Origin of the sequence: Streptococcus sp. HMSC034B03 (assembly GCF_001838575.1) — a bacterium.
Taxonomy (GTDB): Bacteria; Bacillota; Bacilli; order Lactobacillales; family Streptococcaceae; genus Streptococcus; species Streptococcus anginosus.
In genome coordinates, this window is the sequence record NZ_KV837633.1 from 125,418 (window position 1) to 141,366 (window position 15,949).

At 39.7% G+C, this 15,949-nt stretch carries 14 protein-coding genes; 11 read left to right on the forward strand and 3 right to left on the reverse strand.

What is annotated here, in order from left to right; translation table 11 throughout:
* Positions 1–43 precede the first annotated feature (43 nt).
* The 4 genes from HMPREF2634_RS07070 to HMPREF2634_RS07090 all read left to right on the forward strand — a co-directional run bounded on the left by HMPREF2634_RS07070 (position 44) and on the right by HMPREF2634_RS07090 (position 4,240).
* Complete coding sequence (locus HMPREF2634_RS07070) at positions 44–2,125, forward strand: C69 family dipeptidase (RefSeq protein ID WP_021001906.1); 2,082 nt, start codon at positions 44–46, stop codon at positions 2,123–2,125.
* 190 nt (positions 2,126–2,315) lie between these two features.
* The gene (locus HMPREF2634_RS07075; protein ID WP_080655061.1) at positions 2,316–2,591 is read left to right on the forward strand and encodes a helix-turn-helix transcriptional regulator; all 276 of its coding nucleotides are present in this window, start codon (positions 2,316–2,318) and stop codon (positions 2,589–2,591) included.
* A gap of 383 nt (positions 2,592–2,974) precedes the next feature.
* On the forward strand, positions 2,975–3,235 hold the full coding sequence (locus HMPREF2634_RS10240; protein WP_041784024.1) for a DUF3169 family protein: 261 nt from the start codon (positions 2,975–2,977) through the stop codon (positions 3,233–3,235).
* Between the two features lie 303 nt (positions 3,236–3,538).
* On the forward strand, positions 3,539–4,240 hold the full coding sequence (locus tag HMPREF2634_RS07090; protein ID WP_021001904.1) for a CPBP family intramembrane glutamic endopeptidase: 702 nt from the start codon (positions 3,539–3,541) through the stop codon (positions 4,238–4,240).
* A gap of 126 nt (positions 4,241–4,366) precedes the next feature.
* On the opposite strand, the gene nrdF is transcribed toward HMPREF2634_RS07090, so the two are convergent.
* The 3 genes from nrdF to nrdH all read right to left on the reverse strand — a co-directional run bounded on the left by nrdF (position 4,367) and on the right by nrdH (position 7,951).
* Positions 4,367–5,326, reverse strand: a complete 960-nt coding sequence (gene nrdF / locus HMPREF2634_RS07095) for a class 1b ribonucleoside-diphosphate reductase subunit beta (protein WP_021001903.1) — start codon at positions 5,324–5,326, stop codon at positions 4,367–4,369.
* Positions 5,327–5,478: 152 nt separating this feature from the next.
* The gene (nrdE, locus tag HMPREF2634_RS07100) at positions 5,479–7,638 is read right to left on the reverse strand and encodes a class 1b ribonucleoside-diphosphate reductase subunit alpha (RefSeq protein WP_021001902.1); all 2,160 of its coding nucleotides are present in this window, start codon (positions 7,636–7,638) and stop codon (positions 5,479–5,481) included.
* Between the two features lie 94 nt (positions 7,639–7,732).
* The gene (nrdH, locus tag HMPREF2634_RS07105; RefSeq protein WP_021001901.1) at positions 7,733–7,951 is read right to left on the reverse strand and encodes a glutaredoxin-like protein NrdH; all 219 of its coding nucleotides are present in this window, start codon (positions 7,949–7,951) and stop codon (positions 7,733–7,735) included.
* A gap of 397 nt (positions 7,952–8,348) precedes the next feature.
* Here nrdH and HMPREF2634_RS07110 point away from each other — a divergent pair, with 397 nt between their 5' ends.
* The 7 genes from HMPREF2634_RS07110 to HMPREF2634_RS07140 all read left to right on the forward strand — a co-directional run bounded on the left by HMPREF2634_RS07110 (position 8,349) and on the right by HMPREF2634_RS07140 (position 15,933).
* Positions 8,349–8,612 (forward strand): phosphocarrier protein HPr, encoded by a 264-nt coding sequence (locus HMPREF2634_RS07110; RefSeq protein ID WP_003023815.1) that lies wholly within the window; start codon positions 8,349–8,351, stop codon positions 8,610–8,612.
* 1 nt (position 8,613) lies between these two features.
* Positions 8,614–10,347: a phosphoenolpyruvate--protein phosphotransferase gene (ptsP, locus tag HMPREF2634_RS07115; RefSeq protein WP_003023818.1), complete on the forward strand. Its 1,734-nt coding sequence runs from the start codon at positions 8,614–8,616 to the stop codon at positions 10,345–10,347.
* Positions 10,348–10,497: 150 nt separating this feature from the next.
* Entirely contained in the window at positions 10,498–12,297 is a 1,800-nt protein-coding gene (uvrC, locus tag HMPREF2634_RS07120) for an excinuclease ABC subunit UvrC (RefSeq protein WP_041784023.1), read from the forward strand.
* A 106-nt stretch (positions 12,298–12,403) separates the two neighbouring features.
* Complete coding sequence (locus HMPREF2634_RS07125) at positions 12,404–13,009, forward strand: nitroreductase family protein (RefSeq protein ID WP_021001899.1); 606 nt, start codon at positions 12,404–12,406, stop codon at positions 13,007–13,009.
* A 19-nt stretch (positions 13,010–13,028) separates the two neighbouring features.
* Positions 13,029–14,429, forward strand: a complete 1,401-nt coding sequence (gene pepV / locus HMPREF2634_RS07130) for a dipeptidase PepV (protein ID WP_021001898.1) — start codon at positions 13,029–13,031, stop codon at positions 14,427–14,429.
* A 55-nt stretch (positions 14,430–14,484) separates the two neighbouring features.
* Positions 14,485–15,342, forward strand: coding sequence for an SDR family oxidoreductase (locus HMPREF2634_RS07135; RefSeq protein ID WP_021001897.1), 858 nt, complete (start codon positions 14,485–14,487; stop codon positions 15,340–15,342).
* A gap of 9 nt (positions 15,343–15,351) precedes the next feature.
* Positions 15,352–15,933 (forward strand): uracil-DNA glycosylase family protein, encoded by a 582-nt coding sequence (locus HMPREF2634_RS07140; protein WP_021001896.1) that lies wholly within the window; start codon positions 15,352–15,354, stop codon positions 15,931–15,933.
* The last annotated feature ends 16 nt before the right edge of the window (positions 15,934–15,949 follow it).

Here is a 15,949-nt window from a genome sequence, read left to right on the forward strand (position 1 = left end):
AAAAGTTGATGTATTCAACATGCAATCATAAAAGGAGAAATATATGAAAAAATTGATTTTTCGATTAACAATTATGTTATCTGCTCTTATTCTCTTTCCTTTTCAAGCAGTTGAAGCCTGCACAGGTTTTATTGTTGGGAAGAACTTGACAGCAGATGGTTCGACTTTGTATGGTCGTACAGAGGATTTGGAGCCTAATCATAACAAAGTCTTTAAAGTTCATCCAGCCAAGGACAATCAAGCAGGAGAAAAACTGATTGATGAAACGAATGGCTTTGAATGGCAATTACCTGCACATAGCTATAAATATACTTCTGTTTCGGACGTTACACCAAAAGAAGGTATTTTTGATGAAGTAGGCTTCAATGAGCATGGAGTTTCCATTTCTGCTACAGTATCAGCTAAGGCGAATAAAGCTATCCAGAAAGTTGATCCTTATGTAGAAAAAGGGCTAGCAGAATCCATTATGACAACGGTTGTCTTGCCACATGTCAAAACAGCTCGTGAAGGTGTGGAGCTCATTGCAGAGATTGTCAAAAAACAAGGTGCTGCTGAAGGAAACATTGTGACAATTGCAGATAAGACAGGTGTCTGGTACATGGAAATCTTATCTGGTCATCAATATGTTGCCATTAAATATCCAGACGACAAATATAGTATTTTCCCTAATACCTTCTTCTTAGGAAGTGTTGATTTTAATGATAAGGAAAATGTCATTGCTTCAGAAAATGTAGAAAAAGTAGCACGAGATGCAAATTCCTACAAGGAAATCAATGGCAAGTTCCATATTTCTCAATCTTACAATCCGCCAATGGCAGAAGCTGATCGTTCACGGGCCTGGGCTGGTATTAAGGCTTTGAACCCAGACGCACCAGTCAATTATGATGATAAATATTTTGATTTGTTGCAATCTAGCAATAAAAAAATCAGCGTTGCAGATGTGATGCGGATGCAGCGGAACCGTTTTGAAGGAACGCAATTTAAACCCCTTGACCAAATGGAATTGGACGGGAAGGGCATTCCTCAGCGTGGAAAAGTAGATCCAGTCTATAAATATCCTCTTGGCAATCCAAACGTAATGGAAGCGCACATTTTCCAATTGAAAGATAATATCCCTGCTAGCATGGGTGGTGGCACAATGTGGCTTTCTGTTGGTAGTCCTCGTTTCGCTCCATACCTACCATATTATGGAAATATTACCAATACGTATTCAGCTTACCAAGTTGATACAACGAAGTACGACAAAAATTCGTGGTACTGGGTTGCGTCACACATTTACGATATGGCAGCCAAACATCAAAAATTATTTGGCAATAGCATTCAAGAAAAATGGAAAGCTTTGGAAGCACGATTGATTGAAGAACAAGCCAAATTAGATGAACAATACGCAGCTGCAGGTGGAGCTTCGTCAGAAGAAGTGACTGCGTCTAGTATGGCGCGTGCAGAGGAAGTCTTTAAAGAAATGAAAGCTCTAGAAGCTGAAATGGAAGAAAAGATTAAAAATGAGCAAACGCCACCAAGCTCTAGCTCAGAACCATCTTCAAGTACAAGTGAGTCATCTTCAACTTCGTCTACATCTCAATCTTCGTCAAGTACAAACGAAACTTCTACATCTAGTTCATCAGATGTTGAAAAACCAAAACCAAACGAAACTTCTGATACCTTAGTGGATACAGCTACAGGTGTTCGTTTGCAAAATGCAGATTTAGTAAAGGCTAATCTCAAATTAGCAGTTAAAAAGACGATTGAAGAAAACGCAGACAGCTATGACATTACCTTGACCAATCCAAAAGGTGAAGCAGTGTCACAAGTTAGCTCCACATTAGTGACAGTACCAGTGAAACAAGGTGCTACGGTGGATTCTGTTTATGCTATGAAAGACGGTAAGCAAGCGGAAAAATTTGATTTTGTTCTCAACGAAGACCAAACGATTAGCTTTAAAACAACACACTTCTCTACTTACAAAGTGAATTATAAAGTTGTTAAAGAAGCGCCAAAACAAAATAGACGTGGCTTCCTTCCGTCAACTGGTGAAAAAGTAACCTTCCTTGGTTTAGTAGGAATTGTCATTTTAGGAGTTGTCATCTTCATCTTAGCAAAACGTTCAAAAAAGAATAATGACTAGTTGAAGTAAGAAAATCAACATCATGTTGAAGGGATTCCCTCAAAGTTAGGTACAAACTAATTTTGGGGGATTTTTATATGAATTGGATAAATTTCTACATTGAATTGACAATGATAATGTCATTTTTGACAATAATAGTTGTCAAAAATGACACGAATGAGTTACAATAGAGATGAAAGGAGAGGAGCATATGAAGCTGGAAAATCGATTAAAAGAACTTCGAGCGCGAGATAGGTTGAATCAAACAGAGTTGGCTAAAAAAGCAGGAGTTTCTCGACAAACCGTCAGTTTGATTGAGCGGGGAGAGTATGCTCCGTCTGTCATCATTGCCTTGAAGATTGCACATATTTTTGGAGAAAACGTAGAAAATGTATTTTATCTAAAGGAGAATAGCGATGAAAATATGGATGAAAATTATCGGTTTACTAGTAGTGAGTGTTTTGCTAGGAATTTTTGTAGCAAATAGTTGGCTCGGAAATTTCCATTTTCCAACTTTTTTAAATAGTACACCTTTTGGGTGGATGATTCGTGTGCTCAATCTGCTTTTATTCTGCATGACAATTTATTTACTACAGTCTAGTCGGACAATTCAGAAACAATCGGAATCAAGAAAATGAGTTAAATGAGCAGCTTTACCAGAAGATGTTTGAAAATCTGGAATATGGTACTATCTTATTAGACGTTGTGACAATCTTGACGATTTTTGATATACTAACATCATTTAATGTATTCATTACTAAAAATAGTGTTTTGATTACAGGCAGTTTATTTCCTTATGTAGTACTTGTTTTTATTCTATATGGACAATATTGTCTCCAAAAGACAATTGAGTAGGTTCGGCATTTTAAATTGCCAATCGTTACATTTCCTGAAGATGTTTTAACCTTGATGAAGACCTATGATGAAGCAGAAAGAGAAGCACATTATGAGCAGAGCTTTAAGATTCTTTTTCAGTTAAATCAGTTCATTTTGCCAGCGTTCTACATCCTCCTGTTTACTATTTCGCTTCTATTACGTGAAGTTCAATACCTTCCTATTGCAATCGTGGTCTTTATCCACCTCTACATCAATGTAGTAAATATTTCTATGATAAAGAAATACTTTAAATAAGGCTGGTCAAAAAGTATCTCTGACTCTATCTCATTTAGTGATAAGCGAATAGCACAGTAGGTGATTGCTCAAAGCATTGCTTTGAGGTGGCGGATAGGGCTTGCGAAGCAAGTCTCAAACCTGTTCGCTTTTCAAGCTAGAAAGAACACTTTTGACGAAAACTCTGTTTTCTTTATCCACCGCCTCAACAGTCAGGGAGACTGTTGAGCAGTCTTGCATGTAGGGAACTACGAACTTAAATTTTTCAAGATAAGTTCTGGCCCAATCTTATGAAACATAACTAGTTATACGAGGAGCATTTTAATGAAAAAAATAGCCCATCTTGGACTTGGAATTTTAAAATTATTGGGACTGATTGTGTTAGTCATGGCTATCAATGGCATTCCTATGTTGTTTCTAGCTAGAGGGCAAGATTTGCCCGTGTATATAGAAATTTTACTGGTGTTAGCCTACCTTGTGCTCGTGTTTTTTGCTATCCGCACTTTATGGAGAAGATACCAAACACACATCTCAAAAGACGTCAAAGTTCTGTCGTTTTCTTGGGGAGATTTTGGAAAAGCCTTGTTATTCTTTTTAGTGGCGAGAGTGGTAGCAGTAGTTGGAACTTATCTAAATATTCTTTTAACAGGACAAAGTACGACCAGCAACGATAACGCTTTACAAAGTCTAGGAAAAATTATGTCTGTTAATCATATCTTTTTTGCTCTGTTATATGTAGTAACTGTTGCAATAATAGCTCCGGTGATTGAAGAATTAGTATTCCGTGGTTTTGCGACAATCTTTTTCTTTGAGAAAGATCAAAAAATATCAGCAGCCATCATAACATCTATCATTTTTGCACTTCCTCATATTTCAAAATGGACAGAGTTTCCACTTTATTTTGCCATGGGATTAGTGCTTTATGCTGCCTTTGCACGTCGAGGAAATCTCAAGGATTCAATAGCTGTGCATATTTTAAACAACACACCAGCAGCTCTCGTTATGCTGCTTACGATGTTTCAATAGTGGTTTAAAAATGGCAAATCATTCATAATTTAAAATCAAAAACACGAAAGGAGTAGTACCACTTATTGTTGGTATGTCCCATTCGTGTTTTTGTGTTATTAGATATTATTTTTGTTAATTGATATTTTATAACCCGTAATTATAATCGTCATCTTGCATGGCTTCAACTTCACCAAGAAGATAACCATTTCCAACTTGAGAAAAGAAATCGTGGTTAGAGGTTCCAGTTGAAATACCATTCATGACAATCGGATTGACGTCATCGGCCGTGTCAGGGAAAAGTGGGTCTTGACCAAGATTCATCAGAGCCTTATTAGCATTATACCGAAGGAAAGTTTTGACTTCTTCTGTCCAGCCGACACCGTCATATAAGGTTTCTGTGTAACCCTCCTCATTTTCATAGAGGGTGTATAGCAGGTCGTACATCCATTCTCGGAATGTTTCTTGTTCTTCTTCTGACAATTCGTTGAAACCAAGTTGAAACTTGTAGCCGATATAAGTACCGTGAACAGATTCGTCACGGATAATCAATTTGATGATTTCAGCGACATTGGCTAATTTGTTATTCCCAAGATAGTAGAGCGGAGTAAAGAAACCAGAGTAGAAGAGGAAGGTTTCCAGAAAGACACTGGCAACCTTCTTTTCAAGAGCATTTCCATTGAGGTAAATCTCATTGATAATTTCAGCTTTCTTTTGTAAATAAGGGTTTGTATTCGTCCATTCAAAAATTTCGTCAATTTCTGATTTCGTGTTAAGGGTTGAGAAAATAGATGAATACGATTTGGCATGAACAGACTCCATGAATTGGATGTTATTCAACACAGCCTCTTCATGAGGCGTACGAATATCCCCTCGGATAGCTTCAACACCTGATTGGGATTGCATCGTATCCAATAATGTTAATCCGCCGAAGACCTTACCAACAAGGTCTTTTTCTTCAGGTGATAATTTTCTCCAGTCATCCAAATCATTGGAGAGGGGGATTCGCGTATCGAGCCAGAATTGCTCGGTCAGCTTTTCCCAAGTAGATTTGTCAATGACATCTTCAATGGCATTCCAATTTATGGCTTTGTAATAGGTTTTCATGTTGATTACTTTCCTTTATTCCAGTTGATTTTTATCGTTTACAGATAGTTTAAATTTGTTCTGAAAGGCTTTTAGAAACTTTATATAATACAAAAGAATCTCGCTCATAGCAGTTGTTGTGCTAACATAAACAAGAGAAATTTTAATCCTCGTTAAATCACGCAGCTCTCACACTGGTTGGCTCCAACTTCGCCGCCGTCATCTGTAAAGGTGCGGACATAGTAGATCGATTTGATGCCCTTGTTAAAGGCATAGTTGCGCAGGATAGACAGGTCGCGTGTCGTTTGTTTGTTTTCGGTTTTCCATTCGTAGAGTCCTTGCGGAATGTCGCTACGCATAAAGAGGGTCAGAGATAGTCCTTGATCTACATGCTCAGTCGCTGCTGCATAGACATCAATGACCTTGCGCATATCCATGTCGTAAGCACTGGTATAATAAGGAATCGTCTCAGTTGATAGACCAGCTGCGGGATAGTAGATTTTTCCGATTTTCTTTTCTTGGCGTTCTTCGATGCGTTGCGTAATAGGGTGGATAGAAGCAGATACATCATTGATATAGCTGATAGAGCCATTCGGTGCAACGGCTAGGCGGTTTTGATGGTAGAGACCGTCAGCCTTAACCTTATCGCGTAACTCTGCCCAGTCTTCTGCAGACGGGATAAAGATGCCTGTGAAGAGTTCTTTGACACGGTCAGACTGAGGTACAAATTCACCCGTCAGGTATTTGTCAAAGTAAGTACCGTTGGCATAATCAGATTTTTCAAAGTTGTGGAAAGTCATGCCACGCTCACGAGCAATATTGTTGGATTCAACAAGTGTCCAATAATTCATGAGCATAAAGTAAATGCTGGTAAACTCAACTGATTCAGCTGAACCATATTCAATCAACTGTTGAGCCAGATAACTGTGTAAGCCCATGGCTCCTAGCCCAAAAGTATGAGCTAAGCTATTGCCATGATCAATAGTCGGAACGGCTTTGATGTGAGAGCTATCTGTAACAAACGTTAGCGCCCGCGTCATGGTACGGATAGACTTACCGAAATCTGGTGAAGTCATCATATTGACTACATTGGTCGACCCAAGATTGCAAGAAACATCCGTTCCCAAATGTACAAATTCTTGAGCATCATTCAGGAGACTTGGTTCTTGTACTTGCAGGATTTCAGAGCAGAGATTACTCATGATGATTTTACCGTCGATTGGATTTGAACGGTTAGCTGTATCGATATTTACGACATAAGGATAGCCAGATTCTTGTTGGAGTTTAGAAATTTCTGTTTCTAAATCACGAGCTTTAATTTTCGTTTTATTAATCTTAGGGTTGGCAACCAATTCGTCATATTTTTCAGTAATATCAATATAAGCAAATGGGACACCGTACTCGCGTTCAATAGAGTAAGGACTGAAGAGGTACATTTCCTCATTCTTACGAGCTAATTCGTAAAATTTATCTGGAATGACAACTCCTAAAGAAAGAGTTTTAACCCGAACTTTTTCGTCAGCATTTTCTTTCTTTGTAGAAAGGAAAGCGATGATATCTGGGTGGAAGACATTGAGGTAAACAACCCCGGCTCCCTGACGTTGCCCCAGCTGGTTAGAGTAAGAGAAGCTGTCCTCAAACAGTTTCATCACTGGTACAACACCAGAAGCAGCCCCTTCATACCCTTTGATGGGAGCACCTGCTTCACGCAGGTTACTGAGAGAGATCCCAACGCCACCACCGATACGAGATAGCTGCAGAGCAGAGTTAATGGAGCGGCCGATAGAGTTCATATCATCTGTTACTTGGATGAGGAAGCAAGAAACTAGTTCACCGCGACGGGCACGTCCTGCATTGAGGAAGCTTGGTGTAGCCGGTTGATAGCGCTGGTGAATAATTTCATTGGCAATATCCTTGGCGATTGCTTCATTACCGTTGGCAAAATAGAGCGCATTGAAAAGAACGCGGTCTTCCATGCTTTCAAGGTAATACTCGCCGTCATTTGTTTTGAGAGCGTATTGATTGTAGAATTTATAAGCTGCCATGAAAGATTTAAAGTGGAAATCTTGCTCATGAATGAAGGAAGCTAGCTCTTCGATGTATTCAGGTGAATAAAGCTGGATGAATTCTTTTTCTAAATAGTTTTCTTGAATTAAATAGTGAATTTTTTCTGTGATAGAAGAGAATTTTTTCGTATTTGGTTCAACATTTTCTTTAAAGAATGCTTCCAAGGCTTCCTTATCTTTGTGAAGCATAATCTGTCCGTTGATTGGACGGTTGATTTCGTTATTCAGACGGAAATACGTCACGTCTTCGAGTTGTTTAAGTCCCATATTGTTCCTTTTCTAAATAATTGAATTGTTTTGCAAAAGAAAGAGCTTCTATGGTTTATAGAAGCGGCTGGATAGCTCTATGATTACAACAATTTTATGATAATTTTTTTAATTTACCAGGTTGAAAACCGGAAAATGCTTCCGTTGGAGTTTGAACGACTGGAGCAGCATTAAAGCCTAAGCTTTTCACATGATTGATGTATTCAGGCTGTTCGTCCAAATTGATTTCACGATATTCCACATGGTTAGTGTCTAAGAAGCGTTTTGTCATTTTGCACTGCACGCAATTGTTTTTTGAGTAAATAGTTACCATAATGAACTCCTAATTTCTTTAAATTCAGTATGGAATTAGTATATCCAAAGCAGGGAATTTTGTCAACTATTATGTTCTAAATATTGTGTTTTGTTTTGGGGTTTTAAATACCATGATACTAGATATAGTGTTTTCTTGGAAAAAGAAAAAGATAGAATGAACTCCTGTTTTGGGCTTCGTTAGACTAAGCTTTCCTTAGGGAACAATGGATTAAAAATGTGTCAATTAATTGGACAGTGAAAATCTCGTTTTAATGAAATTTCAGTAATTCTCATAAAAAAGACTTGCTGAATACACATAAAATTCTTGAAAAAATTTTACAAAGATGTTATAATCTAGAATTGTAAGGGTTATCACATGAGACCCCAAAAAGATTACATTAAAGGAGAGTCAAACTATGGCTTCTAAAGATTTCCACATTGTGGCAGAAACAGGTATTCACGCACGTCCAGCAACTTTGTTAGTTCAAACTGCTAGCAAATTTGCTTCAGATATTACTCTTGAATACAAAGGTAAATCAGTAAACCTCAAATCAATCATGGGTGTTATGAGCCTTGGTGTTGGTCAAGGGGCTGATGTAACAATTACTGCAGAAGGTGCAGACGCTGATGATGCAATTGTAGCAATCGCAGAAACAATGACAAAAGAAGGATTGGCTTAACATGACAGAAATGCTAAAAGGAATTGCAGCATCTGACGGTGTTGCTGTTGCTAAGGCATATCTACTTGTTCAACCGGATTTATCATTTGAGACTGCTTCAGTCGAAGATACAAATGCAGAAGAGGCTCGTTTGGATGTAGCTCTTGAAGCTTCACAGAACGAGCTTTCTGTTATCCGTGAGAAAGCAGTAGAAAGCCTTGGAGAAGAAGCAGCTCAAGTATTTGATGCTCACTTAATGGTACTTTCTGACCCAGAAATGATTGGTCAGATTAAAGAAACAATTCGTGCAAAAAAAGTGAATGCTGAAGCAGGTCTGAAAGAAGTAACAGACATGTTCATCACTCTCTTTGAAAATATGGAAGATAATCCATACATGCAAGAACGTGCGGCAGATATTCGCGACGTGACCAAACGTGTGTTGGCTCACTTGCTTGGTGTACGCTTGCCAAACCCTGCTATGATCAATGAAGAAGTGGTTGTGATTGCCCATGACTTGACTCCTTCTGATACCGCTCAATTAGATAAAAACTTTGTTAAAGCTTTTGTAACCAATATTGGTGGACGTACAAGTCACTCAGCTATTATGGCGCGTACGCTTGAAATCGCAGCGGTATTGGGAACAAATAATATCACTGAACTCGTTAAAGATGGCGATATCATTGCAGCAAATGGTATCACTGGTGAAGTAATCATCAATCCAACTGAAGAGCAAGTAGCAGAATTCAAGGCAGCGGGTGAAGCCTATGCCAAACAAAAGGCTGAATGGGATTTGCTGAAAGATGCTGAAACAGTAACAGCTGACGGAAAACATTTTGAACTGGCTGCAAACATCGGTACACCTAAGGATGTCGAAGGTGTCAACGCTAATGGTGCAGAAGCTGTCGGGCTTTACCGTACTGAGTTTCTTTATATGGATTCGCAAGATTTCCCAACAGAAGATGAGCAATATGAAGCTTACAAAGCTGTTTTGGAAGGCATGAATGGTAAGCCAGTTGTTGTCCGTACAATGGATATTGGCGGGGACAAAGAGCTTCCTTACTTTGATCTTCCAAAAGAAATGAATCCATTCCTTGGATTCCGTGCGCTTCGTATTTCAATTTCGGAAACAGGAAATGCAATGTTCCGCACACAATTACGTGCACTTTTGCGTGCATCTGTTCATGGGCAATTGCGGATCATGTTCCCAATGGTTGCTTTGTTGACTGAATTCCGTGCTGCAAAAGGTATTTTAGAAGAAGAAAAAGCTAAATTGCTTGCAGAAGGTGTGGCAGTTGCGGACAATATTCAAGTTGGTATCATGATTGAAATTCCAGCAGCAGCAATGCTTGCTGACCAATTTGCAAAAGAAGTTGACTTCTTCTCAATTGGTACCAATGATTTGATTCAATACACAATGGCTGCTGACCGTATGAATGAACAAGTTTCTTACTTGTACCAACCATACAATCCTTCTATCCTTCGCTTAGTGGATCGAGTGGTCAAAGCTGCTCACGCTGAAGGCAAGTGGGCTGGTATGTGTGGTGAAATGGCAGGTGACCAAACTGCTGTTCCACTTCTAGTTGGTATCGGTCTGGATGAGTTCTCAATGAGTGCAACATCTGTTCTTCGTACACGTAGCTTGATGAAGAAATTGGATACGAAGAAGATGCAAGAACTTGCTCAACGTGCTCTTACAGAATGTGCAACGATGGAAGAAGTTCTTGAACTTGAAAAAGAATATCTTGATTTTGAATAATATCGAAACGGAGACCATGGTCAATTAAGACAATTGGAATCTCAATTACTGAAAGAGGGCGTTGTTGTCCTCTTTTTTATATTGCAGATAATTTAGGTTTTCCATGCTCCTTTTCACTTCCTTTTGGTCATTTCTGCTATAATGTTAATTATGAATAACTTGATTCAATCAAAATTAGAATTGCTGCCGACTAGTCCAGGTTGCTATATTCATAAAGATAAAAATGGCACCATTATTTACGTAGGCAAGGCTAAGAATTTGCGCAATCGAGTGCGCTCTTATTTTCGTGGGAGTCATGATACTAAAACGGAAGCACTGGTGTCTGAGATTGAGGATTTTGAGTTTATTGTCACGGAGTCTAATATTGAAGCCTTGCTGCTTGAAATCAATCTAATCAAGGAAAATCAGCCTAAGTACAACATCATGCTCAAGGATGATAAGTCCTACCCTTTTATCAAAATTACCAATGAGAAATATCCACGTCTAATTATTACGCGTCAGGTCAAGAAAGACGGTGGCTTGTATTTTGGTCCTTATCCTGATGTAGGTGCTGCCAATGAAATTAAGCGTCTGCTGGATCGAATTTTCCCTTTTCGCAAGTGTACCAATCCGCCTGAGAAGGTTTGTTTCTACTACCACATCGGACAGTGCCGAGCTCACACTATTTGCCATAATGAGCAGCATTTTTTTCAAAATATGGCTCAGGAAGTAGCAGATTTCCTCAAAGGTCATGATAATAAGATTATTGATGAATTGAAAGGAAAAATGACTAGTGCTGCTGAAAAGATGGAATTTGAAAAAGCGGCTGAATACCGAGATTTGCTTCAAAGTATTGCGACACTTCGCACCAAGCAACGAGTGATGGCGAAGGATTTGCAGAATCGGGATGTCTTTGGCTATTATGTGGACAAAGGATGGATGTGCGTACAGGTTTTCTTTGTCCGTCAAGGAAAACTCATTGAGCGAGACGTGAATATGTTTCCTTATTACAATGATCCCGATGAGGATTTTCTGACCTATATTGGTCAATTTTATCAGGAAAAATCTCATCTGATTCCCAATGAAATTTTGATTCCATCTGATATTGATGAAATAGCTGTTCAGGCTGTGGTGGATACAAAAATTCTCAAGCCTCAACGAGGAGAAAAGAAACAGCTGGTCAATCTGGCAATTAAGAATGCTCAAGTTAGTTTACAGCAGAAGTTTGACTTATTAGAGAAATCTGTTGAAAAAACGCAAGGAGCAATTGAAAATCTAGGCCGGCTCCTCAATATTCCCACTCCAGTTCGGATTGAGTCGTTTGATAATTCCAATATTATGGGAACTAGTCCTGTTTCAGCTATGGTGGTCTTTGTCAATGGTAAGCCTAGCAAGAAGGATTACCGCAAGTATAAGATCAAGACTGTGGTAGGGCCGGACGACTACGCGAGTATGCGAGAGGTCATCAAGCGTCGCTATAGTCGGGTCATTCGTGACGGGCTGACGCCACCAGATCTGATTGTCATTGATGGTGGGCAAGGCCAGGTCAATATTGCTAAAGAAGTTATCCAGAATCAGTTGGGTCTGGATATTCCCATCGCGGGATTGCAAAAAAATGACAAGCACCAGACCCATGAGTTGCTCTTTGGCGATCCTCTGCAAGTCGTAGAACTGTCCCGTAATTCTCAGGAATTTTTCCTCCTCCAGCGCATCCAAGATGAGGTGCACCGCTTTGCCATTACCTTCCACCGCCAGCTGCGGTCTAAGAATTCCTTCTCATCGCAACTCGATGGTATCGAAGGCTTGGGGCCAAAGCGCAAGCAAAATCTGATGCGACACTTTAAATCCTTGACCAACATCAAAAAAGCCAGCGTGGATGAAATTGTCGAAGTGGGTGTACCGCGAAAAGTAGCGGAGGCTGTGCAGGAGAAATTGAGCAAATCTACAGATAAAAAGATAACCAACTCCTAGATTTTAGGGAAGCAACTTCATCAGACTATTTCTCGTGAAAAACCTCTGCAAGCTCTTCCAATTTATGGTAAAATGAAATTAGTATAATAAGAAAAGGAAAGTCCTTATGAAATTTCTTGAATTAAATAAAAAGCGTCATGCAACGAAGCATTTCAATGATAAAGCAGTTGATCCGAAAGATGTGCGGACGGCGATTGAAATTGCAACTTTAGCGCCAAGTGCTCACAATAGCCAGCCTTGGAAATTTGTAGTTGTGCGTGAGAAAAATGCAGAGTTGGCTGAGATTGCTTTTGGTGCAAACAAAGACCAAATCACAGAAGCACCTGTGACGATTGCTCTTTTTACAGATACAGACTTAGTTAAACGCGCTCGGAAAATTGCTCGTGTGGCTGGGGTCAATAATATGTCCGACGAATTGTTACAATATTATATGCAAAATTTACCGGTTGAATATGGGCATTATTCTGAGCAGCAAAAAAGCGATTATTTGGCTTTAAATGCTGGTTTGGTGGCAATGAATCTTGTTTTGGCTTTGACTGACCAAGGAATTGGTTCCAACGTTATCCTTGGATTTGATAAGTCGAAAGTCAATCAAGTGCTAGATATTGATGAACGCTTCCGTCCAGAACTTTTAATTACCGTTGGTTACACAGACGACAAACGGGAGCCAAGTTATCGTTTGCCAGTGGATGAGATTATTGAAAAACGTTGATAGAAAGGAATCTGATTTTATGACGATTGATTTTAAAGCAGAAGTTGAAAAACGTCGCGATGCTCTGTTGAATGACTTGTTTAGCCTTTTGGAAATCAGCTCCGAGCGAGATGACACGAAAGCAGATAAAGAACATCCTTTTGGGCCTGGACCTGTTAAGGCTTTGGAAAAATTCTTAGAACTAGCTGCGCGTGATGGCTATCCAACGAAAAATGTTGACAATTATGCAGGGCATTTTGAATATGGCGAAGGAAAAGAAGTGCTTGGAATTTTTGCGCATATGGATGTTGTGCCGGCTGGAAGTGGCTGGGATACAGATCCTTATACGCCAACTATCAAGGACGGTAAATTATTTGCGCGTGGTGCGAGCGATGATAAAGGGCCGACGATGGCTTGCTATTATGGACTGAAAATTATCAAAGAATTAGGCTTGCCGACATCTAAGAAGGTTCGTTTTGTAGTTGGTACAGATGAGGAATCCGGCTGGGCTGATATGGACTATTATTTCAAACACGTTGGTCTGCCAGAGCCAGACTTTGGCTTTTCGCCAGATGCAGAATTTCCGATTATCAATGGTGAAAAAGGAAACATCACCGAATATCTTCATTTTGCAGGGGAAAATGGCGGAGCTACGCACTTGCATAGTTTTACTGGCGGAATTCGTGAAAATATGGTTCCTGAATCTGCAACAGCAGTGGCATCAGGAAATGTGCCAAATCTTGAAGATAAATTAGATGAATTTGCAAAAGAACATGGACTTCGATTTGAATACCAAGAATTACCGAGTGGTCAAATAACAGTTACGATTGTTGGGAAATCCGCTCACGGAGCATCTCCACAATCCGGTGTCAATGGCGCGACTTATCTGGCGAAATTCTTGACCCAGTTTGATTTTGCAGATTCTGCTAAAAACTATCTTGAAGTGGCTGGAAACATTCTTTTAGAAGACCATGCAGGAAAAGCTCTGAAAGTGGATTATGTAGATGAAAAAATGGGTGCTCTTTCTATGAATGCAGGAGTCTTCCGCTTTGATGAGGCAAGTGATGACAACACCATTGCCCTTAATTTCCGCTATCCACAAGGAACCAATCCAGAAATGATCAAATCTAAATTGGAAAACTTGCCTGTAGAAAACGTGACATTGTCAGAGCACGAGCATGTTCCTCATTATGTTCCAATGGAAGATCCACTTGTGACAACGCTTTTGGACGTGTATGAAAAGCAAACAGGTCTGAAAGGTTATGAGCAAATCATTGGTGGAGGAACGTTTGGTCGTCTCTTGAAACGCGGTGTTGCTTATGGTGCTATGTTCCCAGGCTATACAGATACCATGCACCAAGCAAATGAATTTATAGATGTAGAAGATCTTTTCCGTGCAGCAGCTATTTATGCTGAAGCAATTTATGAACTGATTAAATAAAACAGGTAAACTCAGCTAGAAATAGTTGAGTTTCTTTCAAAGAAAGAGAACAATTATGATTTACACAATTACGAGTGCGACAGGTCAATTGGGGCAAAAGGTTGTTGCTGAAGCACGAAAACATTTAAATTCTAATGAAATTCGGCTATCTGTTCGAAGTCCCAAAAAAGCAAGTCAATATGTAACAGCAGGGATTGATGTTAGAGCAGCTGATTATTTAGATGTGAATTCTATGGTCGAGGCTTGGCGTGGAACGGATGTTTTGATTTACATTCCAAGTATTTCCCATCCAAGCATTGTGCGTGTGCCAGAATTTGAAAATTCGGTCATTGCAGCAGAAAGAGCTGGAGTTAAGCACTTTATCTTTGTTGGATTTTTCGCCGATCAAGTCAATAGTCCATTTCACATGGCAGCTTTCTTTGCTTATGCAAATACTCGTCTAGCGTCGGCTGGATTTTCTTACAGCATTATCAAAAATGCTATGTATGCTGATCCATTGGTGCCTTATTTACCTGAGTTAATAGAGCGCAAGGCTGTTATTTATCCAATGGGAAATGCCAAAATGAGCTTTATTTCACGGGAAGATAGTGCAGAAGCCATTGTCAAACTGGCTATGTCACCTGCCTTGCAGGGAAAAACGTATGTTTTGACTCAAGAACGCAATTACACAATGTTGGAGCTGGCTAATCTTTTGTCCGAGGTTTCTGGTCACGAGATTGGCTACCAACCAGTGGCGGTTGAGGAATTTGCTGCCATTTATGATCAACCAAAAGGTTTCGGTGTTGTGCTGGCTTCTCTTTATCAAGCTGGAAGTCAAGGCTGTCTGGATATTGTGACAGATGATTTTCGGACAATCACAGGACGGCAGGCAACTGATTTGAAAAGCTACATGAAGAAGAATTATCAAAAATAGAGGCAAGGAATGGAAACGTTAGAAGACATTAAGAAAGCTATTATGGTTGATCCACAAAATCAAGTATATACAGAGCGAGGAATTGAGCCACTTTTTGCAGCGCCTAAAACGGCACGTATTAACATTGTCGGTCAAGCACCGGGCATCAAAGCGCAGGAAACGCGCTTGTACTGGAATGATAAGAGCGGTGATCGCTTGCGTGAATGGATGGGGGTTGACTATGATACCTTTTATCATTCTGGCTATTTTGCTGCGATTCCAATGGACTTTTATTTCCCAGGTCATGGAAAGTCAGGAGATTTGCCACCGCGCAAGGGCTTTGCTGAAAAATGGCATCAGCCGATTTTAGACTTGCTGCCGGATCTTGAATTGACTGTTCTTATTGGCCAATATGCTCAGAAGTATTATCTTCATCAAAAGGGAACTGTAAAGTTAACCGATACGGTAAAACATTATCAAGATTATTTGCCAGAATATTTCCCACTTGTTCATCCATCTCCACGAAATCAAATCTGGCTGGCCAAGAATCCTTGGTTTGCAGAAACCGTAATCCCTGATTTAAGGGAACGGGTACAAAAGATTATTTCATAGAGTGGAGCAAAAGTTA

Bases quoted from the DNA above. Each gene is read 5' to 3' on its own strand.
- nrdE (WP_021001902.1), bottom strand. From the start codon at position 7,638: ATGGGACTTAAACAACTCGAAGACGTGACGTATTTCCGTCTGAATAAC.
- HMPREF2634_RS07125 (WP_021001899.1), top strand. From the start codon at position 12,404: ATGAAATTTCTTGAATTAAATAAAAAGCGTCATGCAACGAAGCATTTC.
- ptsP (WP_003023818.1), top strand. From the start codon at position 8,614: ATGACAGAAATGCTAAAAGGAATTGCAGCATCTGACGGTGTTGCTGTT.
- uvrC (WP_041784023.1), top strand. From the start codon at position 10,498: ATGAATAACTTGATTCAATCAAAATTAGAATTGCTGCCGACTAGTCCA.
- HMPREF2634_RS07110 (WP_003023815.1), top strand. From the start codon at position 8,349: ATGGCTTCTAAAGATTTCCACATTGTGGCAGAAACAGGTATTCACGCA.
- HMPREF2634_RS07075 (WP_080655061.1), top strand. From the start codon at position 2,316: ATGAAGCTGGAAAATCGATTAAAAGAACTTCGAGCGCGAGATAGGTTG.
- pepV (WP_021001898.1), top strand. From the start codon at position 13,029: ATGACGATTGATTTTAAAGCAGAAGTTGAAAAACGTCGCGATGCTCTG.
- nrdH (WP_021001901.1), bottom strand. From the start codon at position 7,951: ATGGTAACTATTTACTCAAAAAACAATTGCGTGCAGTGCAAAATGACA.
- HMPREF2634_RS07140 (WP_021001896.1), top strand. From the start codon at position 15,352: ATGGAAACGTTAGAAGACATTAAGAAAGCTATTATGGTTGATCCACAA.
- nrdF (WP_021001903.1), bottom strand. From the start codon at position 5,326: ATGAAAACCTATTACAAAGCCATAAATTGGAATGCCATTGAAGATGTC.
- HMPREF2634_RS07070 (WP_021001906.1), top strand. From the start codon at position 44: ATGAAAAAATTGATTTTTCGATTAACAATTATGTTATCTGCTCTTATT.
- HMPREF2634_RS07090 (WP_021001904.1), top strand. From the start codon at position 3,539: ATGAAAAAAATAGCCCATCTTGGACTTGGAATTTTAAAATTATTGGGA.
- HMPREF2634_RS07135 (WP_021001897.1), top strand. From the start codon at position 14,485: ATGATTTACACAATTACGAGTGCGACAGGTCAATTGGGGCAAAAGGTT.